This is a genomic window from Pseudomonas sp. BIGb0381 (assembly GCF_024809815.1).
In the GTDB taxonomy this organism is placed as follows: Bacteria; Pseudomonadota; Gammaproteobacteria; order Pseudomonadales; family Pseudomonadaceae; genus Aquipseudomonas.
The window spans coordinates 1,315,227-1,335,204 of the sequence record NZ_JANUEN010000001.1; the positions used below are offsets into that span (position 1 = coordinate 1,315,227).

A 19,978-nucleotide genomic window follows, 5' to 3' on the forward strand; every position below is an offset into this window, starting at 1 on the left:
CTCCCACATTGGATCTCCACTGGAGCTCCAATGTGGGATAAACCCTTACTTCATCTCTACGATGACCTGCTCGTTCCACAGCTGAGGCAGCTTTTTGGACGTCGCTTCCCAGGCATCGGCATCCTTGATCGGCTGCGGGTTGGCCTTGGTGTATTGCTCGCCCGGGATCAGGTTCTTGGCAATGTCGGCCGGCAGTTTCAGGTCGGTTTCAGCACGGATCGGACGTGCGTTGCCACGCGCCAGGTTGAGTTGGCCGGCGTCGCTGAAGATGTATTCGCGGGTCAGCTTGGCGGCGTTCGGGTGCTTGGCGTATTTGTTGATGATGGTGGTGTAGCCGGATTTCACCGAGCCGTCCGATGGGATCAACACCACGTAGTCATCCGGGTTGGCCATCTTGGCTTTGTAGCTCAGGCCGTTGAAGTCCCAGACGATCCCCACTTCGACTTCGCCTTTTTCCATGGTGGCGATGGTCGGGTTGGACAGGCCGAGACGACCTTGCTGGGCGATCTTGGTGAAGAATTGCAGGCCGGGGGCGATGTTCTTTTCATCGCCTTTATTGGCGATGGCGGCGGCGAGTACGGCGTTGGAGGCCTGGGCCGCAGTGCTCACGTCACCCACCGAGACTTTGTATTTGCCGGTTTGCAGGTCAGCCCAGCTGGTAGGGACTTCGGAGCCGTGTAGCAGCTTCTTGTTGACGATGAACGCGATGGTGCCGGTGTAGGCCAGGGCCCAGTGACCGTCCTTGTCTTTCGCCCAATCCGGCACCGAAGCCCAGTTGGACGGTTTGTACGGCTGTGTGACTTCCTGCTTCACCGCGATCGGGCCGAAGGCGGCGCCTACGTCGCCGATGTCAGCGCTGGCGTTGTCTTTTTCGGCTTTGAACTTGGCGATTTCCTGGGCCGAGCTCATGTCGGTGTCGATGTGCTTTAGGCCGTAGGTCTTGGCCAGGTCTTCCCACGTGCCTTTCCAGTTGGCCCAGTCATCGGGCATGCCGACGCTGTTGACGGCACCTTCCGCTTTCGCGGCGGCTTCCAGAGTTTTTAAATCGGTATCAGCGGCCATGGCGGCGGTGCACATGGCAATGGTCGAGCCTAACAGTGATGCCAGGAAAAGCTGTTTCATCCGAAGCTCCTTTGGGCGTTTTCAACGCGGCGGTGTTTTCTACGGTGTTGTTGGTCTAGGTCAGAGCAATACCTGAGCCAATCTAGACGCGATGGATGACAGTTTCATGTCGATGTCGTTTTTAAAGCCTTGATGTCGTTCGGCGCAGACTTAGCGTAGACCATGCTCAAATGCCCGCAGGGACTGGACTTGGCCGGCGTATTGCAGGGTGTGGTGCAGGGACGGGAAAGGGACTGTCATCTGTCGGTCATCAGGAGTGCCTAGGCTGGCAAGCAGTCGCGCAAGCCCATTTACCCAGCGGTTTGTGCACCTGAACAGTGCTGGTCTAGTCCAGATAGGTAACGTTGATGCGTGATGAGGCAATCAAGGCGGTGACATCCATTGGCCTGGCGCTGCAAGAGCAGATCGACCACGGCCTGTTGCCGCCCGCAAGCAAGCTGCCCGCCGAGCGCAAGCTCAGCGAGTTGTTTGGTACCACTCGAATTACGGTACGGGAAGCCTTGTTACAACTGGAGGCTCAAGGGCAGATTTATCGCGAGGAGCGTCGTGGCTGGTTTGTCTCGCCGCCTCGGCTGGCCTACAACCTGATGCAGCGCAGTCACTTTCACGCCATGGTCAACGACCAGGGGCGGGTGGCGTCCACCGAAGTCATCAGTGCGCGGCTGCAACCGGCCTCGGCCGCGGTGTGTGCGTGGTTGCAGTTGCCGGCGTTGTCCAGCGTGATCCAGATCTGCCGGGGACGGCGGATTGACGGGCGGCTGGTGTTGTATGTGGAGCACTACCTGAACCCGCAGTATTTCCCGGGGATTCTTGAGTGCGACCTGAATCAGTCGATGACCGAGTTGTATGCGCGCAAATACGACTTGCACTACGGGCGGGTGCGTTTCGAGATCGTGCCGACCTCATTGCCGGTGGAAGCTGCGGCGGCATTGCGCATGTCGGTGGGCAGCCCGGGCTTGCGGATCGCCCGGGTCAATTATGACCAGCACCAGCGGTTGATCGACTGCGACCTGGAGTTCTGGCGGCATGATGCGATTCATGTCGGCGTCGATGTGGTGTGATCGGGGGGCTCGCTCCTACAGTGAGTGCACCGTGAGTGCCTTGATCACCTGATCCACATTGCCCTCCAGCTCCGATACCGGGTCCGCGCCGTCTACGTTCAACACCAGCAGCGTTGAGCCGCCTGCCGTGATAGCGGCTTTCACTGCGTCACTCGGCTGGCGATGATGCAGCACCACGGCCACGTCGTTGTCCTTCAGCGCCGCACTGAGTTTCTGTAATGCCCCAGGCGTCCAATCGGCGTCGGGCCGGGCATCGGTGCTGAGCAGTTCCAGATTCAAACTGCTGATCAGATACGCAAAGTGATCGCTCAAACTGACCACACTCAGGTTGTCCGCCTTGGCCAGTCGCGCCTCGCTGTCGGCGCTGAGCTTGAGCAGGCGTTGCTTGAGGGCGGCCAGGTTGGCGTCGATCTTCGCCTTGGCGCCCGGGGCCAGGCGGCTCAGGTCGGCGGCCAGGACATCGGCCATGCGTCCCAGGTTGTTGCTCGATTGCCACGGCTGGCTGTTCAAACCATCGGTGACGCCAGGTTGCACGGCGATTCCCGGCAAGCCGCCATCCACCGGGCGTGCGGCATCGATTTCGACGATGCGGATATTGCTGCGCCGGGCCACGGGGTAGAGCGGGTCATCGGCCCACAGCGAGCGCAGGCCGATGGCGGCGTCGGCGTCCTGGGCCAGTGTGTTCAGTGCCGGCGCGCCACGCCCGGTGAAGTACGACACCTGTCGCGAGCCCGGCAGGTTGGCGGGGGCCGCGCGCTCAAGCTGCACGTCGGTGCCCTTGAGCAGCACCTGCGCGAGGCCGTAGGTGATCGGCAGCGAGGCCAGGACTTTGACCGGTTTTGCCGCGTGAGCAGCAGGCTTGCCCTCGTTGGCCGCCATCAACGGCGTGGTAATGAAGCAGGCGATGGCGAGCGCCAGAGGTTGAAGAACGGAGCGCATTATCCAAGGTTCCCTTTAAGGCTGGGCACGGTGCCGCGCGCGATGGCGGCAAGGGCGAAGGCGATACCGGCCATCAGGATGATCGCGGCACCGGAGGGGATGGGCAGGTCGAAGATGATCGGCAGCAGGATCCCGCACAGGGTGCTGACGGTGGCGATCACCACCGATATCCAGAAGAAGCCTTTGAGCGACTGGCTCAGCAAGCGTGCCGCCGCGGCCGGAATCACCAGCAGCGCGCCCACCAGGATGGCGCCAATGACCTTGACTGCCGCCACGGTGATCAGCGTCACCAGGATCACGAACAGGTAGTCCAGGGTCTTCACCGCCACGCCACGCACCGCCGCCAATTGCGGGTTGAAGCTGGCGAGCATGATGCGGTTGTACAGCGGCAGCGCCAGCGCCATCACCAGGGCGCCGACAATCGCCAGTACCAGCAGGTCGTTGCCGTTCACCGTCAGCACCGAACCGAACAGCACGTTTTCGAGGATGTGCACGTTGATCTTGCCCGCCAGGATCAGCAGCAGGCTGGCGCCCAGTGCCAGGGACACCGACAGGAACACGCCGATCAAGGTGTCTGGCGCCAGGCCGGTGCGGTTGCGCAGGTAGTTGAGCAGGATGCCGAACAACAGGCAGTAACCGAACAGGCTGCCATAGGGGCCGGTGTAGGGCTCGCCCAGCAGAATGCCCACGGCCACGCCGGTCAGCGCGGCATGACCGACCGCTTCGGAGAAAAACGCAAAGCGCTTGACCACCACCAGCGTGCCCAGGCCGCCCAGCACCGGGCCGATCAGCAGGCCGGCGAGCAGGGCGTTGACGACAAAACCATAGGCCAGCGCTTCCGGCAGGTAACCGGACGATGCCCAGCCCTGGACCATCAGGCGAAATGCTTCATAACTCATTGCGCCGTGCTCCGAGGATGGGTAGAGAACAGTGTCAGCAAGCGGTCCGGCGTCAGCGCCTCTTTCGGCGTGGCGTCGAACAGCAGGCGGCGGTTCAGGCCGGTGACGCGGTCGGCCAGGCGGCCCACGGCTTCCAGGTCGTGCTCGATCCATAGCACAGTGATCCCGGCCAGGCGCCAGTCACTGAGCAAGCGTTCGAACACCTGGATGCCGGCCTCATCGAGGGCCGACATCGGTTCATCGAGGACCAGCAGTTGCGGCGCGGGAATCAACCCCTGGGCCAACAACACGCGCTGGCGCTCGCCGCCAGACAGTGCGCCCATGCGGCGCTTGCGCTTGTCCTGCATGCCGACCCGTTCCAGCGCCTCGCCAATCGCGGCGGCGTACTGTTTGGACAACCCCAGAAACGCCGGACGGCGCTGGCACATGGCGGCCATGAAATCGTCGACGGTCATCGGCAAACCACGGTCGAACTCCAGCGCCTGGGGCACATAACCGATGGTGCCGGGCGTGGACGGCCACTGCAGGCTTAACCGACCCTGGTGCGGCGTTTGTCCCAGCAGGGTCTTGATCAGCGAGCTCTTACCGCCGCCGTTGGGGCCCACCAGCGCATGAATACTGCCCGGCTGCACCTGGAAGCTCACGCCGTCGAGGATCACGGTGCGGCCCAGGGTCAGGGACACCTTGTCGAAGTCGAGGGTCGGACCGACGCAGGCGACGTTAAGTTGTTCCGCTGCGGTCATGCCCCCGACTCCTGAATCGCCCGCACCACGGTGTTGAGGTTGCCGGTCATTTCCACTTCGTATTTTTCAGCGCTGTATTCGCCGTAGGAAATATGTGACAGCGGGTACAGCTTGACCCCGGATTCGCGCTGGATGGTGTCGACGTAAGTGGACGGGAAATCCATCTCCGAGAAGATCACCTTCACGTCCAGGGCGCGCAGTTCATCGATGGTTTTCTTCAACTGGCTGGGGCTCGGCTCGATACCGTGGGCCGGCTCGACCACGGCCGTGACTTCCAGGCCGAACTCGCGCAGCAGGTAATCGTAGGCCGCGTGCACGGTGGCGACGCGCAGGTCCGGGTTGGGCGCGCCGGTCAACTTGGCCAGGGCATCGGCACGCATCTGCCGCAGGCGTTTGCCATAGGCGCGGGCGTTCTGGGTGTAGGTCTTGGCGTTGTCCGGGTCGAGCTTGCCCAGTTCCCGGGCGATGTTGTTGACCTGGGCAATCGACGCACTGATCGACAGGAACGTGTGCGGGTTGACCACCTTGCCGGCACCGCGCGCGGCGTTGCCGGTAGCCGCCAGCAGCGGCACATTGGCGTTGGCTTCGATCACCGGGATGTCCGGGCGCTCGCTGGTGGCGATCATGCGGTCGGCGAAGTCGTCATGGCCGACGCCGTTGAGCACGATCACATCCAGGGTGCCGATGCGCTTGATGTCTTCGGCGCGTGGCTCGTAGGCGTGGGGGTTGAAGCCGGCCGGGATCAGCGGCACCACTTCTGCCTTGTCGCCGACGATATTGGCCACGTAGCTGTAATACGGGTGCAGGGTGATACCGATACGCAGGCGTTTGGCCGCCTCGGCATTCGCGAGGGGAGCGAGTATCAGGCTGAACAGGCCAACCAGAAATACGCGCAACAGGGGAGATGAAATAGACATGGGCAATCGGTCTTCTCGTTCAGTGGCGGTGCTGGCGGGTGACGCCGGCATCGAATTGCGCGATCACCTGCTGCCAGCCGGCTGCGATCAGCGCCTGGTCAGTGAGGTCGGCGGGGGTGGCCAGGTCTTTGCTGCGGTTGAGCCAGATGTCCGGCTCGTCACCTTGCACGCGCATGAGCAGCGAGCCACTGGTGGTCGGTGCCTGGCTCAGTCCCAGATAGGCCGAATTCGCCAGCAACTGCCAGCGGTGGTCGCCACGACTGACCGAACTGGCGTCGTGGGCAAACGGCGCAAAGCCTTCTGCGGCCAGTTGCTCGGGGGTGGGCAGGGCGCTTTGCTCTTGCTGCAGCACGTGGATTTCATCCAGCGTTACCCGCAGGTCGGCGTAGATGCCTTGTTCGGCGGCGCTCAGGTCGCGGCGGGCGTCCAGTTGATGGCTGGGCACCGCCGCGACCTCCTGGGTTTCACCGTGCAGCGCCACCACCGTTCCCGCCACCGCCAGGATGATCAGGCACAGCAGCAGCACGTAGAGGGTCTCGTGGCCGGCACCGGCGGGGCGTACAACCTGTGTGGTACTCATTGAGCCTGGATATCCGCTTGGTCGATTTCCACCACGTGACCGGGGCCGGCATCAAACAGCACGTAGAACTCGGACGTGGGCTTTTTGAAGGTCAGTGTGGAGTCCTGGCCGAGCTTGCCGGGCACCAGGATGGTTTCGTCGTAGCCGATCACATCCAGGGTCACGCCGGGGGCGCCGCTGCCGTCGGAGAAACCGCCTTTGCACTGGATCTGCTCGCCGGGGATTTCCTTGCATTCGCACATCGGGTTGTGGGCAAAGGCTGTGGTACTGAAACCGGCGCACAGCAACAGCGCGGCGCGGGACAGGCGCTTGAACGTCATGGTTTAACTCCTTGCTTGTTCAGCCAGGCAATGGTGGCAGGCGAGGCCTGGCTCAACGGGATGGAACCCTGGTGCATGGTGCCGTCCCAGCCTTCCATGGTGACCCACAGTTCGGCGTCGACGGGGGTGCGTTCCGGCACGGGCAGGCCGGCACCCATGCGGTACGGGGTGCCGAAGAAAATCACCCCGGCGGCACGCAGGCTGCGCGGTTTGCCGATGCGCAGGTACGTGGCCTTGACCTGGTCGGCGCAGGTGTCACACAGGGCGGCATTGAAGAACTTCATCGGGCCGGCCGGGTCGGGGCGCGGGCCTTCATTGCGGAATTCGGCCAGTTTGAGGCTCCAGGGGCCGACCTGCACATCGCCGGCCACACGCTCGCCGATGCCGGTATCACCGCGAAACAGCGCGGCATCGGCGAAGTACTTGGGCATGAAGCCCAGCGGTACGAGCAACAACAGGACATTGATGTGGAAACGCCATTTCAGCCAAAAGGTCCGCAACGGTGAAGGCGGGGTAGCGTTAGCGGACTTGCTCATGAGTTGGCCTCCGAGGTTTCAGCCTGCATGGCCGGGATGGACGCCGGCGCACGTTGCGTCTTGGCTTCGCGCTTGAGAGCGTTGAGGGTGGCCAGGGCAGTGCGTTTGGTCCAGATCAGCAAGCCGCTCAGGACCATCATGCTCAGCACGAGGCCGAAGAACGCCCAGATCAGCTTGATCCAGAGGCCACCGAAGTCGCCGGTGTGCAGGGGCCGCATGGATTCGGTGACGAACTCCAGCTTGGTGCGGTCGGACAGCAGGTGCGACGAGGCGATTTCACCGTCATACGGGTTGATCTGCGCGGTCTGGAACATCAGCGGGTACCAGCCTCGCCCGCCGATTTGCAGGTGGCTGTAGGCATTGAGCGGCAGGCTCACGAAACTCGCCTCCAGCCCCGGGATACGTTGGGTGGCGATCGCGATCGCCTCATCCACGGGAATCATCGGTGCCGGCACGCCTGGGGCTGAGGTTGGGACTTTTTCGCGGGCGATCACCGGGACGATGGGCTCGCTGGAGATGGAGATCTGGTTATCGCCCAGGATTGCCTGGATCAGGAACCAGGTGCCGGTGATGGAAATCACCGCAATAAACCAGATCGACCAGATACCGCTCAGGCGGTGGAAGTCGCCCCAGAAAATTCGCGCGCCGTGGCGGATACGCAGGGTCGGCTTGAAAAAGCCTTTCCAGAAGCGCTTGTACACCACCAGCCCGGTGACCAGTGAGGCCAGTAACGGCAAACCGAGCAGCGACACCAGGTACCAGCCCCAGCTGAAGCCATTGGTAAACGGCACCAGCCACCAGCCGTGCAGGGCGCGGGTGAACTGACGGAAGTTGAACGACGGGCTGATGCCTTGGATCGCCCCGGTGTACGGGTTGACGTAGACCTCTACCGAGCGCCCGTCCGGGTAGCTGAGGTCGACACTCAGGGCAAAGTGCGATTCGTCCGGACGACTGAGAGACTGCACGATTACCTGAGGTTCGGCCCGCTTGATGGCGCTGATCACCTGGTCGTAGCTCAGCGGCTCGGCATCATCCGACGGCTTGCTCGCACGGATGTCCGGGTTGGCCAGCCACACGATTTCCTGGCTGACCACCGCCAGGGTGCCGGTGACGCAGACGATCAGTACAAAGAACCAGATGGGCAAGGCCAGCCAGCTATGTACGAGAAACCAGAGTTTTGAGCGTGACTTCTTGGACATGTGAATGAGGGTCTTGATCAGAGGGGGGCGAAAGAGGCCCGAAAAAGGCCAGTCGTAGCTTTTGCTGACGCGACGGGCTGTATCTAAATTAAGACGGATGAGAATGAGAAATCCCCAAGGCCGATATGAAAGAAAATGTTTCAGGTTCACATTCAGTGGGTTTAAGGCGTGCAGGGGTTGATCATGAGGTGGGGAGGAGCCGGCGAACCGGCCCCGATGCTCAGTCTTGCTGGAACATCTCCATGGCGCGTTGACGGATCTGTTCTTCGCTGAGGTCTTCCTTGCGGGTGGCGAGGTACCAGAGGTGACCGTAGGGATCCTTCACGCTGCCCGAGCGGTCGCCATAGAAGCGGTCCTCTGGTTCGGACACCACGCTGGCGCCGGCTGCGACGGCTTGTTTGAACTGCGCGTCCACGTCGTTCACATACAGATGCAAGGCCACACTCGTGCTTTCAGTCGGATTGCCCAGGGACATCTGATCGCAGGGCGTGCCCAGCATGATCGCCGAATCACCAATGCGCAGCTCAGCATGGCCAACCCTGCCATCGGGCATGTCCAGGCGCATGATCTGGGTGGCGCCGAAGGCTTTTTTGTAAAACTCGATAGCCTCTGAGGCTTTGTCGATGCCCATATAGGGCGTGACGCTGTGATAACCCTCCGGAATAGGTTTAACGCTCATATCGTTCTCCTTGATTGGGGTGGTGGTGAACTGGCCTTTTCACTATAGGCCACGCCAATCAAGGGCTCTGTCGGTCCCGACCAGGGGATGCTCAACTGGGTTCCAGCAACTGAGCCCCCGGCCCGCGCTCAGCGAGCTGGTCATCCTGGTTACGCAGCGGGCACGCGTCCATCGACAGGCACCCGCAACCAATGCAGCCATTGAGCTTGTCGCGCAGCAGCATCAGCTTATTGATGCGCTCATCCAGGTCTTCCCGCCAGCGCGCGGACAAGCGCTCCCAGTCTTGAGCGTTGGGCGTGCGTCCATTCGGCAGTGTCTGCAATGCCTCGCCAATCGTCGCCAACGGAATCCCCAGGCGCTGGGCGATCTTGATCACCACCACCCGGCGCAGTACATCCCGGGGATAGCGCCGTTGATTGCCGGCAGTGCGATGACTCTTGATCAGCCCCTTGTTTTCATAGAAGTGCAGGGCCGTGACGGCCACGCCGCTGCGGGCTGCCAGTTGGCCAACGGTGAGTTCCTTGGTAATCATGAAAACTCCGATTAAGCGCTTGACCTTGACTTAACTAGAGGTTTTACCCTGCGTGACATTGAATCGCAAGATTCTGCCTACAGAGAAAGGGGAGTTTTCATGCAGGTATCTGAGAAGAATCGCAGCTTCACTCAGTTGATCGAATTTCACATCGAACCCCAGCAACAAGTGGCGCTGGTGGCCGCCTTGTCCACCCAAAGCGAGCGCCTGGCCCAGGGCCATGGCGGTTTTATCAATGCGAGTGTGCAGGTCAGCGAAGACGGGCGGCGGGTGCTCAATTACCTGCAGTGGCGTTCCCGCGAGGACGGTGAAGCGGCGTTCCAGTGCTTTGAGCATGGCGAGGAAGATTTCTGGACGCTGATTCGCGCGCACCAGGCCACGGCCGTGACCTTCGGTTCGTTCCAGGTGCTGCGCAGTTTCGAGCGCAGCCATGACAACGCGTTGCACTGCCGGCTAAATGGATAGATGCAGCATCCGTTCGCCTTGCACATTTTCCCCGGGGCGGCGCTTGTTTACCGCCAACTCGCCGATCTTGATCAGGCGCGTGCGCGTGACGTTGCGGCTCAGCCCCAGCAGGTTGGCGGTGTGCACCTGGTTGTAATGGCTGAAGCGGTAGGCGGCGCGCAATAGCGCATCTTCGACCTTTTCGTGCAGGGCGCCGGCCTGTTCTTCGAAGAGCTTTTGAAACGCGCGCTCCAGCAAGGCCTCAGCGCTGTTGTCGGTGCCGTGCTGGCTGTCGTCCTGGCGCTCGATGCGCATGTTCGACAGGCGCAGGTCGTCGCGTTCGATCACGCCGTTACGGCAGATCAGCAGGGTGTGGTGAATCACGTTTTCCAGCTCGCGGATATTGCCCGGCCAGCTGTAGCTCTTTAGCTTGTGTTCGGCTTCGCGGCTGATGGTGATCGGGCCGTAGCCCAGGCGCTGGCTGTAGGCTTCGATAAAATGCCGGGTCAGCGGCAGGATATCGCCGGGGCGCTCGCGCAGCGGGCTGAGCTCGAGGCTGACGACGTCGAGGCGGTAGTAGAGGTCTTCGCGAAAATGTCCGGCGTTGATGGCCTTTTCCAGTTGTACGTTGGTGGCGGCCAGTACGCGCACATCGATCGCAATGCTCTTACGCGAACCCAGGCGCACCACTTCACGCTCCTGCAGCACCCGCAGCAACTTGACCTGGATGGGCATCGGCAAATCGCCGATTTCATCGAGGAACAAGGTGCCACCATCTGCCTCTTCGAACCAGCCGGCCTTGGCACTCAGGGCGCCGGTAAACGCGCCTTTTTCATGGCCGAAGAGCTCGGCTTCCACCAGGGATTCAGAGAACGCGCCGCAGTTCACCGCTACGAACGGCCGGTTGCGCCGCGCGCTGAGGTTGTGGATATGGCGCGCCACCAGCTCTTTACCGGTTCCGGTCTCGCCGATGATCAGCACGCTGGCTTCGCTGGGCGCCACTTGCTGGATATGGTCGAGCAGCGCCTTGGATTTCGGGTCTTCGAAGACCTGCGCCGTGGCGCGAATCGACGTCGCGAGGGCGGGCGAGGGCGGTAAGGTTAGAAGCTGCATGGGCACCTCTTTTTATGAGTAGAACGTCGGAATCGGCAGGGATTGGTTCAACGCCCAGTCCCCCAGTTCGTGGAGTTTGTAGTCGACCGGGTCGTGCAGGGTTTGTGTGCGCAGGTTGCGCCAATGGCGGTCCAGACGCAGTGAAGCGTGGGTGGAGCGTGCGCCGGTGACTTCAAACAGGCGGCTGCACAGGTCCAGGCCTTGGCGGGTGGCGGCGACCTTGGCGGTCGCAATGGCAATCGCCAGTTGGCCGCGTTCGTGTTCGCTGAGGTGGGGGCCTTTGGCCCAGGCGTGGTCGAGCAATTCGGCGGCACGCTCCACCAATAGACGCACGCCTTCCAGCGCCACCCAGAATTCGCCGTAGTGATGCAACACGTAAGGGTCCTGGCGCACGTCTTCGGTCGAGGACTTGTGCCAGGAACGGGTCTCGGTGAGCGTGTAGTTGCGTGCTTCTTCGAATGCACCTTCGGCGATGCCGAGGAACATATGGGTGAAGGTCAACTGGGCGATCAGCGGGCGCAGGCAGGCAAAAGGCGTGCTCAGCGGGCCCGGGTCGAGCAGCAATTCCGACTCCTCGACGCGCACCCGTTCGAAGCTGGCGCTACCGCTGTCGGTCTGGCGTTGGCCGATGTTGTTCCAGTCGTTGTGCAGGGTGATGCCACTGCGTCCGCTGGGGATGGCGGCGATCAGCAGCTTGCCGCCGGCGCTTTCATCCACCGCCGAGGCAATCAGCATTTCCGAGTCGCTGGCGCCGGAGCAGAAGCTCTTTTTGCCGGAGAACTCACGCCAGCCGCCGAAGTCCTTGACCACCGTGCGTGTGTCCAATGGGTTGAGGGCGTTGCCCCAGAACCAGTTTTTGCGCGCGGTCTGTTCGAACCACGGTTGCCACTGGTCCGGCCGCGAGAACAGGCGCACGGTGGCGAGCATCAGGTGGTGGAAGCCGAAGACGTGGGCAATGGAGCTGTCGACCTTGGCGAACTCGCGCACGATGGCCAGGGTGTCACCCCAGCGGGCGCCGAGGCCACCGTATTGGGTGGGAATGCTCAGGGCCAGCAGGCCGCTTTGGCGCAGGGCATCACGTTCGGTCTTGGGAGTGCCACCGCGCTCGTCGCGTTCGACGGCGGTGAGGGCGAATTCGGCGGCCAGCAATCTGGCGGTCTGCAACGGTGATGGCAGGACGCTGTGGGGTGTGGCTGTCACGGGGTTTCCTCTTTATAAGCGGGAACGACCAACGCCGCTCCCGCCGCTGCGCCGATCAGGCCTTGGCTGGCAGAACATCGTTGGCAATCATTTCGCCGAACGGGCCAGTGAGGTTGGTGATGCCGCGTCCGGCCAGGCTGGCATAGGGTTCCGGCAGCAGCGGGAACACCAGCTCGGCAAAGCGATAGGCTTCTTCCAGGTGCGGGTAGCCGGAGAAGATGAAGCTCTCGATGCCCAGGTCGGCGTATTCCTTGATGCGTTCGGCCACTTGCTGCGGGTTGCCCACCATCGCGGTACCGGCACCGCCGCGCACCAGGCCGACACCGGCCCACAGGTTGGGGGCGATTTCCAGGTTGTCGCGGCGCCCGTCGTGCAGGGCGGCCATACGGCGTTGGCCTTCGGAATCAAAGCGCGAGAAGGATTTTTGCGCAGCGGCGATGGTGTCGTCGCTGATGTGCTCGATCAGCTTGTCGGCAGCTTTCCACGCGTCCTCTTCGGTCTCGCGCACGATCACGTGCAGGCGAATGCCGAACTTCACCGTACGCCCGTGGCGGGCAGCGCGCTCACGCACATCTGCGAGTTTTTCGGCGACGGCGGCGGGCGGCTCGCCCCAGGTCAGGTACACATCCACCTGTTCGGCGGCGAGGTCGTGGGCGGCATCGGAGGAGCCGCCGAAATACAGCGGTGGATAAGGCTTCTGCACCGTTGGGTAAAGGGCCTTGGCGTTCTGCACGCGCAGGTGTTTGCCTTCGAAATCTACTGACTCGCCCTGCAACACGCGGCGCCAGATCTGTAGGAATTCGTCGGAGACTTCGTAGCGTTCGCTGTGGTCGAGGAAGCTGCCGTCGCCGCGGTTCTCATCGGGATCGCCGCCGGTGACCACATTGATCAGCAAGCGGCCGTTGGACAGGCGATCCAGGGTCGCCGCCATGCGGGCAGAAACGGTCGGCGAGATGATGCCCGGGCGAATTGCCACCAGGTAACGCAGGCGTTCGGTCAGCGGCACCAGCGCCGAGGCGATGACCCAGGAGTCTTCGCATGAGCGGCCGGTAGGAATCAGCACGCCGTGGTAACCCAGGCTGTCAGCCGCCTGCGCGACTTGCTTCAGATAATTGAGGGTGACCGGCCGTGCACCTTGGGTGGTACCCAGGTAATGACCGTCGCCATGTGTCGGCAGAAACCAGAAAACATCCATGACCAATCCTTAAGCGATTTTCAGCAGAGAGGGGGAGTGCGCAGCAAACAACGGCGCTGCGCGTTCTGCCGCAAGGCGTATCCGGCCCTTCAAGGGCTCACTGGTTATTTGGTAGTCGGTGAAGTCGGCCTCTGTGGCGTACACGCCGATCGGTAGGGTGAGGGCCTGGAAGAAGCTGAACAGCGGACGCAGTTGATGATCGAGGACCAGCGCGTGGCGTTCACTGCCGCCGGTGGCGGCGAGCAGTACCGGTGTGTTGATCAGGGCGTTGAGGCCAATCAGGTCAAACAGGTGCTTGAGCAGGCCAGGGTAGGAACCGCGATAGACCGGTGCAGCGACGATCAGCAGGTCGGCCTGTTCGATGGCCACCAGTTGGGCTTCGACCTCGGCGGGCAATTCATCGCGTGACAGCGCACCACCCAGGGGCCGGGCAATGTCGCCCAATTCGATCAGGGTGGTCTGGATCGGCAGTAAGGTCGCCAGCTCAGCCAGTACGGCTTGGGTCAGCACGAGGGTACGGGACGGACGCCAGGTTCCGCCGGAGAGGGCGACGACATTCAGGGGACGGGTCATGAACAGTTCCTTTATCAACAGTGGTTCATAGCAGGTGGGGTGCAACGTGTTGAGCAAGAGCTGTACCAACGGCTACAGGCCTTGATCGGCGTGGGTTGCAGGTTCACTGCTGAAAAATGCTGCTGTTGTCTGACTGGTGATTTGTTGAATGGCTGTTGCCTGGCAAACAGTTGCGTGGCGAACAGTGCGGGTTCGGTGTGAGCCATTTATAGAAGGTTGCAGTTATTCCGTAAATGAACGTATTTCAATATTTATAGATCATAATGAAATATGTCGTTTCCTATCGAGGGTGCCTAGGTGGTCGATAGCGACTATCACGGCCGGTGATTTTTCACTGCGCAACGGCGGGAGTAGCCTGTGTTCATTGACTCGAAACCTTCTTTGCAGGGCTACCGCCATGAACCGATTTCTCGCTGTTTCCTTATTAATTGTCACTTCCGTCCTCGCCGGCTGTGCGACCCATCCTTCGCCCGAATTACGGCCCTACTCAGCGGAAGAAACCAAGCAGTTGGCCTTGGAAGCACTGAGCCGTCGCGGGTTGTCGTTTGATGAGTACCAGCAGCAGCGCGCCGCACTGACCGGCCAGCCACAGAAACCCTTTGGCTTTGATCGCCAGGGCGAAATGAACGCCGAACGCAGCGTGACCTTGCATGGTCGTCCCAGTTGAGCCTGCGCCGAATGGAAAAAAGCCCGAGGATTCCCTTAAGGAACCTCGGGCTTTTTGTTTGCCATGGCGTGACTTCAGCCTGTTAAGCTGAATTTCAGGAGCGTTCCTACGCACATTTACTTAAAGTTGTCCTTCTTTAATGGCATTCGATCCGGTAAACCTGACGACCTCTGTTCCGGCCGATGCCCCTGAGACGCTGCTCTCGGGGACCTGCTTTGCGAGTCTTAACTGTCATGAATAAACGTCCGCTGTATTTCGACTACGCCGCCACCACCCCGGTGGACGAGCGCGTCATCCAGGTGATGGTCGAGTGTCTGGGCTTCAACGCCAACTTCGGTAACCCCGCGTCCAGTTCTCATGCGTTCGGCCAAGCGGCCCGGCAAACGGTTGAACAGGCGCGTCGCCAGGTGGCGGAGTTGGTGGGCGCACAGCCTGAACAGATCGTCTGGACCTCAGGCGCCACTGAATCCAACAACCTCGCGATCAAGGGCGTTGCCCAGGCGCGGGGTGTGGCGGGCGGGCATATCATCACCAGCCAGATCGAACACAAGGCCACGCTGGATACCGCGCGGCAGTTGCAGGAAGCCGGTGTGGCCGTGACTTACCTGGTGCCGGACGCCGATGGGTTGATCAGCGCCGAGGCAGTCAGCGAGGCATTGCGTGAAGACACCTTTCTGGTATCGCTGATGCTGGTGAATAACGAACTGGGCACCCTCAATGACGTCCCGGCCATCGGCGCGCGCGTGCGTGAGCATGGCGCGTTATTGCATGTCGACGCGGCGCAAGGGGCGGGCAAGGTGACGATCGATTTGGCGCAGTGGCCGGTGGACCTGATGTCGTTTTCCGCGCACAAGCTGTATGGCCCCAAGGGGGTTGGTGCGTTGTATGTCGGCCCCCGGGCGCAACAGAAAGTGTTGGCACAGATTCATGGTGGCGGTCACGAAGGTGGCCTGCGCTCTGGTACCCTGGCCACCCATCAGATTGCGGGCATGGGCGCGGCGTTCGCCCTGGCGGCGGCGTCTTTTGCTGAGGAGAAGGCCGTGATTGTGGCCTTGCGTCAGCGCCTGCTGGACCAGTTGGAGACCATCGGTGGCGTGCGCCTCAACGGCAGTCCTGCGCAGCGCATTCCTCACACCCTCAGCCTTACCTTCAGCGAAGGTGAGTTTGACGCTGCGGCATTGAGTGCCGGCATCGCCTTTTCTGCGACCTCTGCGTGCAATTCAGCCAGCAATGCGCCTTCCCACGTGCTGCTTGCGTTGGGCCATGACGTGCGTTCTGCCAGCCGTACCATACGTTTGAGCCTTGGCCGGTTTACCACCGAGCAGGATATCGACCAGGCTGTGCAATTGATCAAGGCCGCACTGGCCAGCGCCCCGGCGTTCTGGGCCGTCTGATTTTTTCATAACAATTATTAGTGGTTAGCAGGAGACACAATGAGTACGCAGCCCTTGATCTATGGAACGGTTCCCCAGCGCCTGGCGCACATCCGCGAACTGATGAGCCACGAGGGCATCCATGCCCTGCTGGTGCCGTCGGCTGACCCGCATTTGTCCGAGTACTTGCCGGGTTACTGGCAGGGGCGTCAATGGTTGTCGGGCTTCCATGGTTCGGTAGGCACGTTGATTGTCACTGCGGATTTCGCCGGTGTCTGGGCCGACAGCCGTTACTGGGAACAGGCCACCAAGGAGCTCAAGGGCAGCGGCATTGAATTGGTCAAGCTGCAACCGGGCCAACCCGGGCCGCTGGAATGGCTGGCCGAGCAGACGCCGGAAGGCGGCGTGGTGGCAGTGGACGGCGCGGTGATGGCTGTCGCTTCTGCGCGCACGTTGGGCGCCAAGTTGGCAGAACGTGGCGCTCGCCTGCGTACCGATATCGACATACTCGATGCCGTTTGGAAAGACCGTCCGAGCCTGCCGAACCAGCCGATCTATGAGCATCTGCCGCCTCAGGCGACCGTCAGCCGTGGCGATAAACTTGCCGCACTGCGCGCCAGTTTGAAAGAGAAGGGCGCTGACTGGCACTTCATCGCGACCCTGGATGACATCGCCTGGCTGTTCAACCTGCGCGGAGGCGATGTTTCGTTTAATCCGGTGTTTGTTTCGTTTGCCTTGATCAATCAACAACAGGCCACGTTGTTTGTGGCGCTGAGTAAAGTTGATTCAGACTTGCGCGCGGTGCTTGCGCAGGATGGCGTGACGTTGCGCGATTACAGCGAAGTGGCGGATGCCCTGCGTGCAGTGCCATCGGGTGCCAGCTTGCAAGTTGACCCCGCCCGCGTGACTGCCGGTTTGCTGGAAAACCTGGATGCCGGCGTCAAGCTGATTGAAGGCCTGAACCCGACCACACTGGCCAAATCCCGCAAAAGCCTGGCGGACGCGGAACACATTCGCCGGGCCATGGAGCAGGACGGCGCGGCCCTTTGCGAATTCTTCGCCTGGCTGGAGAGTGCGCTGGGTCGTGAGCGCATCACTGAGCTGACCATCGATGAGCACCTGACGGCTGCTCGCAGCCGTCGCCCCGATTATGTGTCGCTGAGCTTCAATACCATCGCCGCATTCAATGCCAACGGTGCGATGCCGCATTACCACGCGACCGAAGATGAGCATGCGGTGATCGAAGGCGATGGATTGCTGCTGATCGACTCAGGTGGCCAGTACCTGGGTGGCACCACGGACATCACTCGGATGGTGCCTATTGGCACGCCGAGCAACGAACAGAAACGTGACTGCACCCGTGTACTAAAGGGCGTTATTGCATTGTCCCGTGCACATTTCCCCAAGGGGATTTTGTCACCGCTGCTGGATTCCATTGCCCGCGCGCCGATTTGGGCTGAAGGCGTGGACTACGGCCACGGTACCGGGCATGGCGTAGGCTATTTCCTCAATGTGCATGAAGGCCCACAAGTGATCGCCTATCAGGCGGCCCCTGCGCCGCAAACCGCGATGCAGCCAGGGATGATCACCTCCATCGAGCCGGGCACCTACCGCCCTGGACGCTGGGGCGTGCGTATCGAGAACCTGGTATTGAACTGCGAAGCAGGCAAGACCGAATTTGGTGAGTTCCTCTCGTTTGAAACCCTGACCTTGTGCCCGATCGACACCCGTTGCCTGGAGCCGTCGCTGCTCACTGCGGATGAACGCGAGTGGTTCAACGCGTATCACGCCCAGGTGCGTGAACGCCTGAGCCCGCTGCTCAGCGGTGCTGCGTTGGAGTGGCTGCAGATGCGCACGATGGCCATTTAACCTGTTGCAAAATCAGGAGCTGCAATAATTTAGTTGCAGCGCCGCGAAGGGACGGGGTTGTATCAGGCATTTATATGAGCAGTCGATGGTGACTGCTCGGAGGAGATCACTTGCAGATGACGATCATGCTGCGGCTGGTATAGCCGGCAGGGTTGATGCCGAAGGGGTAGTCCCCTGGCTCCTCGGAATTGTCACCGGACTTGGCGATAACCCGGTAGCCCTTGGCGCCGCAAGAGTTGGTTGCACTGGTGTAGCACTGGTCCCAGGAAGAAGACAGGCCGGAACAGTTGATATGCAGCCCTTTTTTGCCGCGTTTTACTTCTGTCTTGGTAGTCGCGGCACAGCCAGCAATGGCCAGGACCATTAACAGTATCAAAATTCGCTTCATTCCTATCCTTAATAGCCACTTCGCAATGCTCGAAGTCGGCTCTACTCGCTCTCGAGTGTAGCGTTCGTGCTGTCCTTGTCGAAAAACTCCATGAATGACATTCGTTTGCAGTTTAAACATGGCCTAAATACGCAGCAAATACCAGAGCAACTTTCAAAGATGATTCAATCTGCCGGAACCAGCGGCTTTGAGTCATTGCGCATTGTCAGTGTCGCGCCTACCGAGGCCAGGATAATGCAGCTTATGGCCAGCCATTGCGGTAGGGAGAGGTGTTCCTGTAGGAAGAAAAGTCCCGAGAGCGCGCCGAAAGCAGGCTCAATGCTCATAAGCGTTCCGAAGGTGCGGGCGGGGAGGCGTGTCAGCGCTACCATCTCCAGGGTGTAGGGAAGTGCAGTGGACAGAATCGCGACACCGATGGCGACCGGGATCAATGCAGGGGTCAGTAGCGCGGTACCGGCATGGACAATGCCGATGGGCGCAACAAACAGGGCAGCGATCATCACACCCAGGGCGGCGGTTTGGACGCCGTTGTCGTTACCCGCTTTCTGTCCGAACAGAATGTAGAGTGCCCAGCACACACCCGCACCCAATGCATAGGCCGCGCCGACCAGGTCGATTCCGCTGCTGGCTTCTCCCGAGGGAATTAACAGGAGCAGGCCGACGATCGCGAGGGCGATCCACAGGAAGTCTATCGCTCGGCGCGATGCGTAGATTGCGACGGCGAGCGGTCCGGTGAATTCAAGGGCTACGGCAATTCCTAAGGGAACGCTGCGCAAGGACATATAGAAGAGGAAGTTCATGCCACCCAGGGCCATCCCGTAGACGACCACGGTACGCAGGGATTTTGCGGTCAGCCTGGCGCGCCATGGTCGCAATATCAGCAGCATGATTACGCTGGCGAAGATCAGGCGCAGGGTTGTGGTGCCTTGTGCTCCCACAATCGGGAACATGCTTTTCGCCAGTGATGCTCCGGACTGGATGGAGGCCATAGCGATCAACAGTAGGCCGACCGGAAACAATGCCGAGGCCAAACTGCGGTGGGAGGTGGTCATTGGGGTGTTCGTCCAAGGTCATATTTGAGAAGCCGGGGCCGCTATGATGCTTAACTGTTGTATGTTGAGCAATATATTGCTCAAATTTACAGCGGTGGCCTGCTATATATAGAGGGATTTTAAGGTTGGTAGGTGCTTTGATAGGAAAACCAAATTAAGTGTTGACGGCAGATTCTGGAAGTCTATAATTCGCCCCACTTCCGGCGCAGTCGAAACTTAAAACTCCTTGCTAAACAAAGAGTTATGCAGGATTAGACGGCGAGTTGCTTCAGTTCATCGAAGCCCAGAAGGCGTTGATAGAGTCGTGTTGTTTGGCGCTATTAACGATTCGATCTTCTCGGTCGAAAGCGGAGAAAAAGAGGTGTTGACAGCAGCGTGTAACGCTGTAGAATTCGCCTCCCGCTGACGAGAGATCGGAAGCGCAAGTGGTTGAAGTTGTTGAAGAAATCTTCGAAAGCTTCTGAAAATAATCACTTGACAGCAAATGAGGCTGCTGTAGAATGCGCGCCTCGGTTGAGACGAAAGCTCTTAACCAACCGCTCTTTAACAACTGAATCAAGCAATTCGTGTGGGTGCT

General features: G+C 60.8%; 23 protein-coding genes. 5 read left to right on the forward strand and 18 right to left on the reverse strand.

The features are described 5' to 3' along the window. Nucleotides 1–45: 45 nt before the first annotated feature. Nucleotides 46–1,122 (reverse strand): ABC transporter substrate-binding protein, encoded by a 1,077-nt coding sequence (locus M2397_RS06270; RefSeq protein ID WP_027607118.1) that lies wholly within the window; start codon nt 1,120–1,122, stop codon nt 46–48. A 347-nt stretch (nt 1,123–1,469) separates the two neighbouring features. Here M2397_RS06270 and M2397_RS06275 point away from each other — a divergent pair, with 347 nt between their 5' ends. Continuing rightward, complete coding sequence (locus tag M2397_RS06275) at nt 1,470–2,183, forward strand: UTRA domain-containing protein (protein WP_259242441.1); 714 nt, start codon at nt 1,470–1,472, stop codon at nt 2,181–2,183. A 15-nt stretch (nt 2,184–2,198) separates the two neighbouring features. Here the strand turns inward: M2397_RS06275 and M2397_RS06280 are convergent, their stop codons facing one another. The 10 genes from M2397_RS06280 to soxR form a co-directional block, all read right to left on the reverse strand. Continuing rightward, nucleotides 2,199–3,122, reverse strand: a complete 924-nt coding sequence (locus M2397_RS06280; protein ID WP_259242442.1) for a metal ABC transporter solute-binding protein, Zn/Mn family — start codon at nt 3,120–3,122, stop codon at nt 2,199–2,201. Beyond that, entirely contained in the window at nt 3,122–4,021 is a 900-nt protein-coding gene (locus tag M2397_RS06285) for a metal ABC transporter permease (RefSeq protein WP_053128716.1), read from the reverse strand. Before M2397_RS06285 ends, M2397_RS06280 begins: the two co-directional genes overlap by 1 nt. After that, on the reverse strand, nt 4,018–4,764 hold the full coding sequence (locus tag M2397_RS06290; RefSeq protein WP_131699195.1) for a metal ABC transporter ATP-binding protein: 747 nt from the start codon (nt 4,762–4,764) through the stop codon (nt 4,018–4,020). The genes M2397_RS06285 and M2397_RS06290 overlap by 4 nt, the downstream gene beginning before the upstream one ends. Next, on the reverse strand, nt 4,761–5,681 hold the full coding sequence (locus M2397_RS06295) for a metal ABC transporter substrate-binding protein (RefSeq protein WP_065924535.1): 921 nt from the start codon (nt 5,679–5,681) through the stop codon (nt 4,761–4,763). Before M2397_RS06295 ends, M2397_RS06290 begins: the two co-directional genes overlap by 4 nt. Before the next feature lie 19 nt (nt 5,682–5,700). After that, the gene (locus M2397_RS06300) at nt 5,701–6,261 is read right to left on the reverse strand and encodes a DUF6162 family protein (RefSeq protein ID WP_131699196.1); all 561 of its coding nucleotides are present in this window, start codon (nt 6,259–6,261) and stop codon (nt 5,701–5,703) included. After that, nucleotides 6,258–6,581: a hypothetical protein gene (locus M2397_RS06305; protein WP_259242443.1), complete on the reverse strand. Its 324-nt coding sequence runs from the start codon at nt 6,579–6,581 to the stop codon at nt 6,258–6,260. The genes M2397_RS06300 and M2397_RS06305 overlap by 4 nt, the downstream gene beginning before the upstream one ends. Then, nucleotides 6,578–7,117, reverse strand: a complete 540-nt coding sequence (locus tag M2397_RS06310) for a thiamine pyrophosphate-binding protein (RefSeq protein ID WP_259242444.1) — start codon at nt 7,115–7,117, stop codon at nt 6,578–6,580. The genes M2397_RS06305 and M2397_RS06310 overlap by 4 nt, the downstream gene beginning before the upstream one ends. Further along, nucleotides 7,114–8,316, reverse strand: a complete 1,203-nt coding sequence (locus M2397_RS06315) for a PepSY domain-containing protein (RefSeq protein ID WP_131699199.1) — start codon at nt 8,314–8,316, stop codon at nt 7,114–7,116. The genes M2397_RS06310 and M2397_RS06315 overlap by 4 nt, the downstream gene beginning before the upstream one ends. Before the next feature lie 220 nt (nt 8,317–8,536). Then, entirely contained in the window at nt 8,537–8,995 is a 459-nt protein-coding gene (locus M2397_RS06320) for a VOC family protein (protein WP_145338802.1), read from the reverse strand. A gap of 91 nt (nt 8,996–9,086) precedes the next feature. Then, nucleotides 9,087–9,527, reverse strand: coding sequence for a redox-sensitive transcriptional activator SoxR (gene soxR, locus M2397_RS06325; RefSeq protein ID WP_131699201.1), 441 nt, complete (start codon nt 9,525–9,527; stop codon nt 9,087–9,089). 99 nt (nt 9,528–9,626) lie between these two features. On the opposite strand from soxR, the gene M2397_RS06330 reads away from it, so the two are divergent. Beyond that, nucleotides 9,627–9,992, forward strand: coding sequence for an antibiotic biosynthesis monooxygenase (locus M2397_RS06330; protein ID WP_065924540.1), 366 nt, complete (start codon nt 9,627–9,629; stop codon nt 9,990–9,992). On the opposite strand, the gene M2397_RS06335 is transcribed toward M2397_RS06330, so the two are convergent. From M2397_RS06335 to msuE, 4 genes are read right to left on the reverse strand one after another with little or no spacing between them, the layout of a single operon-like run. Further along, complete coding sequence (locus tag M2397_RS06335; protein ID WP_131699202.1) at nt 9,981–11,084, reverse strand: sigma-54-dependent Fis family transcriptional regulator; 1,104 nt, start codon at nt 11,082–11,084, stop codon at nt 9,981–9,983. The two genes, M2397_RS06330 and M2397_RS06335, sit on opposite strands and share 12 nt — an antisense overlap. A 12-nt stretch (nt 11,085–11,096) precedes the next feature. Further along, on the reverse strand, nt 11,097–12,284 hold the full coding sequence (locus M2397_RS06340) for an acyl-CoA dehydrogenase family protein (protein WP_259242445.1): 1,188 nt from the start codon (nt 12,282–12,284) through the stop codon (nt 11,097–11,099). 55 nt (nt 12,285–12,339) lie between these two features. Continuing rightward, entirely contained in the window at nt 12,340–13,479 is a 1,140-nt protein-coding gene (gene ssuD, locus M2397_RS06345) for an FMNH2-dependent alkanesulfonate monooxygenase (protein WP_259242446.1), read from the reverse strand. A 9-nt stretch (nt 13,480–13,488) separates the two neighbouring features. Further along, on the reverse strand, nt 13,489–14,052 hold the full coding sequence (gene msuE, locus M2397_RS06350) for an FMN reductase (protein WP_131699205.1): 564 nt from the start codon (nt 14,050–14,052) through the stop codon (nt 13,489–13,491). 397 nt (nt 14,053–14,449) lie between these two features. Between msuE and M2397_RS06355 the strand changes: the two genes are divergently transcribed. The 3 genes from M2397_RS06355 to M2397_RS06365 all read left to right on the forward strand — a co-directional run bounded on the left by M2397_RS06355 (nt 14,450) and on the right by M2397_RS06365 (nt 17,961). Continuing rightward, on the forward strand, nt 14,450–14,719 hold the full coding sequence (locus M2397_RS06355; RefSeq protein WP_131699206.1) for a hypothetical protein: 270 nt from the start codon (nt 14,450–14,452) through the stop codon (nt 14,717–14,719). 233 nt (nt 14,720–14,952) lie between these two features. Beyond that, nucleotides 14,953–16,113: a cysteine desulfurase family protein gene (locus M2397_RS06360; protein WP_145338806.1), complete on the forward strand. Its 1,161-nt coding sequence runs from the start codon at nt 14,953–14,955 to the stop codon at nt 16,111–16,113. 39 nt (nt 16,114–16,152) lie between these two features. Further along, complete coding sequence (locus M2397_RS06365; protein ID WP_259242447.1) at nt 16,153–17,961, forward strand: aminopeptidase P family protein; 1,809 nt, start codon at nt 16,153–16,155, stop codon at nt 17,959–17,961. Between the two features lie 106 nt (nt 17,962–18,067). Here M2397_RS06365 and M2397_RS06370 read toward each other — a convergent pair whose 3' ends face one another. The 3 genes from M2397_RS06370 to M2397_RS06380 form a co-directional block, all read right to left on the reverse strand. Then, a complete protein-coding gene (locus M2397_RS06370) occupies nt 18,068–18,349 on the reverse strand; it encodes a hypothetical protein (protein WP_048730152.1) in 282 nt (93 codons plus the stop codon). A gap of 164 nt (nt 18,350–18,513) precedes the next feature. After that, the gene (rhtA, locus tag M2397_RS06375) at nt 18,514–19,401 is read right to left on the reverse strand and encodes a threonine/homoserine exporter RhtA (protein WP_145338808.1); all 888 of its coding nucleotides are present in this window, start codon (nt 19,399–19,401) and stop codon (nt 18,514–18,516) included. 268 nt (nt 19,402–19,669) lie between these two features. Then, nucleotides 19,670–19,978: hypothetical protein (locus M2397_RS06380; protein ID WP_259242448.1), on the reverse strand; the 309-nt coding region annotated here is incomplete at its 5' end.

Excerpts from the sequence above, each read along its gene's own strand:
- M2397_RS06270 (WP_027607118.1), bottom strand. The coding sequence starts at position 1,122 with ATGAAACAGCTTTTCCTGGCATCACTGTTAGGCTCGACCATTGCCATG.
- M2397_RS06315 (WP_131699199.1), bottom strand. The coding sequence starts at position 8,316 with ATGTCCAAGAAGTCACGCTCAAAACTCTGGTTTCTCGTACATAGCTGG.
- M2397_RS06300 (WP_131699196.1), bottom strand. The coding sequence starts at position 6,261 with ATGAGTACCACACAGGTTGTACGCCCCGCCGGTGCCGGCCACGAGACC.
- ssuD (WP_259242446.1), bottom strand. The coding sequence starts at position 13,479 with ATGGATGTTTTCTGGTTTCTGCCGACACATGGCGACGGTCATTACCTG.
- rhtA (WP_145338808.1), bottom strand. The coding sequence starts at position 19,401 with ATGACCACCTCCCACCGCAGTTTGGCCTCGGCATTGTTTCCGGTCGGC.
- M2397_RS06290 (WP_131699195.1), bottom strand. The coding sequence starts at position 4,764 with ATGACCGCAGCGGAACAACTTAACGTCGCCTGCGTCGGTCCGACCCTC.
- M2397_RS06355 (WP_131699206.1), top strand. The coding sequence starts at position 14,450 with ATGAACCGATTTCTCGCTGTTTCCTTATTAATTGTCACTTCCGTCCTC.
- M2397_RS06360 (WP_145338806.1), top strand. The coding sequence starts at position 14,953 with ATGAATAAACGTCCGCTGTATTTCGACTACGCCGCCACCACCCCGGTG.
- M2397_RS06335 (WP_131699202.1), bottom strand. The coding sequence starts at position 11,084 with ATGCAGCTTCTAACCTTACCGCCCTCGCCCGCCCTCGCGACGTCGATT.
- M2397_RS06280 (WP_259242442.1), bottom strand. The coding sequence starts at position 3,122 with ATGCGCTCCGTTCTTCAACCTCTGGCGCTCGCCATCGCCTGCTTCATT.
- M2397_RS06305 (WP_259242443.1), bottom strand. The coding sequence starts at position 6,581 with ATGACGTTCAAGCGCCTGTCCCGCGCCGCGCTGTTGCTGTGCGCCGGT.
- M2397_RS06330 (WP_065924540.1), top strand. The coding sequence starts at position 9,627 with ATGCAGGTATCTGAGAAGAATCGCAGCTTCACTCAGTTGATCGAATTT.
- M2397_RS06275 (WP_259242441.1), top strand. The coding sequence starts at position 1,470 with ATGCGTGATGAGGCAATCAAGGCGGTGACATCCATTGGCCTGGCGCTG.
- M2397_RS06370 (WP_048730152.1), bottom strand. The coding sequence starts at position 18,349 with ATGAAGCGAATTTTGATACTGTTAATGGTCCTGGCCATTGCTGGCTGT.
- M2397_RS06285 (WP_053128716.1), bottom strand. The coding sequence starts at position 4,021 with ATGAGTTATGAAGCATTTCGCCTGATGGTCCAGGGCTGGGCATCGTCC.
- M2397_RS06320 (WP_145338802.1), bottom strand. The coding sequence starts at position 8,995 with ATGAGCGTTAAACCTATTCCGGAGGGTTATCACAGCGTCACGCCCTAT.
- M2397_RS06310 (WP_259242444.1), bottom strand. The coding sequence starts at position 7,117 with ATGAGCAAGTCCGCTAACGCTACCCCGCCTTCACCGTTGCGGACCTTT.
- msuE (WP_131699205.1), bottom strand. The coding sequence starts at position 14,052 with ATGACCCGTCCCCTGAATGTCGTCGCCCTCTCCGGCGGAACCTGGCGT.
- M2397_RS06295 (WP_065924535.1), bottom strand. The coding sequence starts at position 5,681 with ATGTCTATTTCATCTCCCCTGTTGCGCGTATTTCTGGTTGGCCTGTTC.
- M2397_RS06365 (WP_259242447.1), top strand. The coding sequence starts at position 16,153 with ATGAGTACGCAGCCCTTGATCTATGGAACGGTTCCCCAGCGCCTGGCG.
- soxR (WP_131699201.1), bottom strand. The coding sequence starts at position 9,527 with ATGATTACCAAGGAACTCACCGTTGGCCAACTGGCAGCCCGCAGCGGC.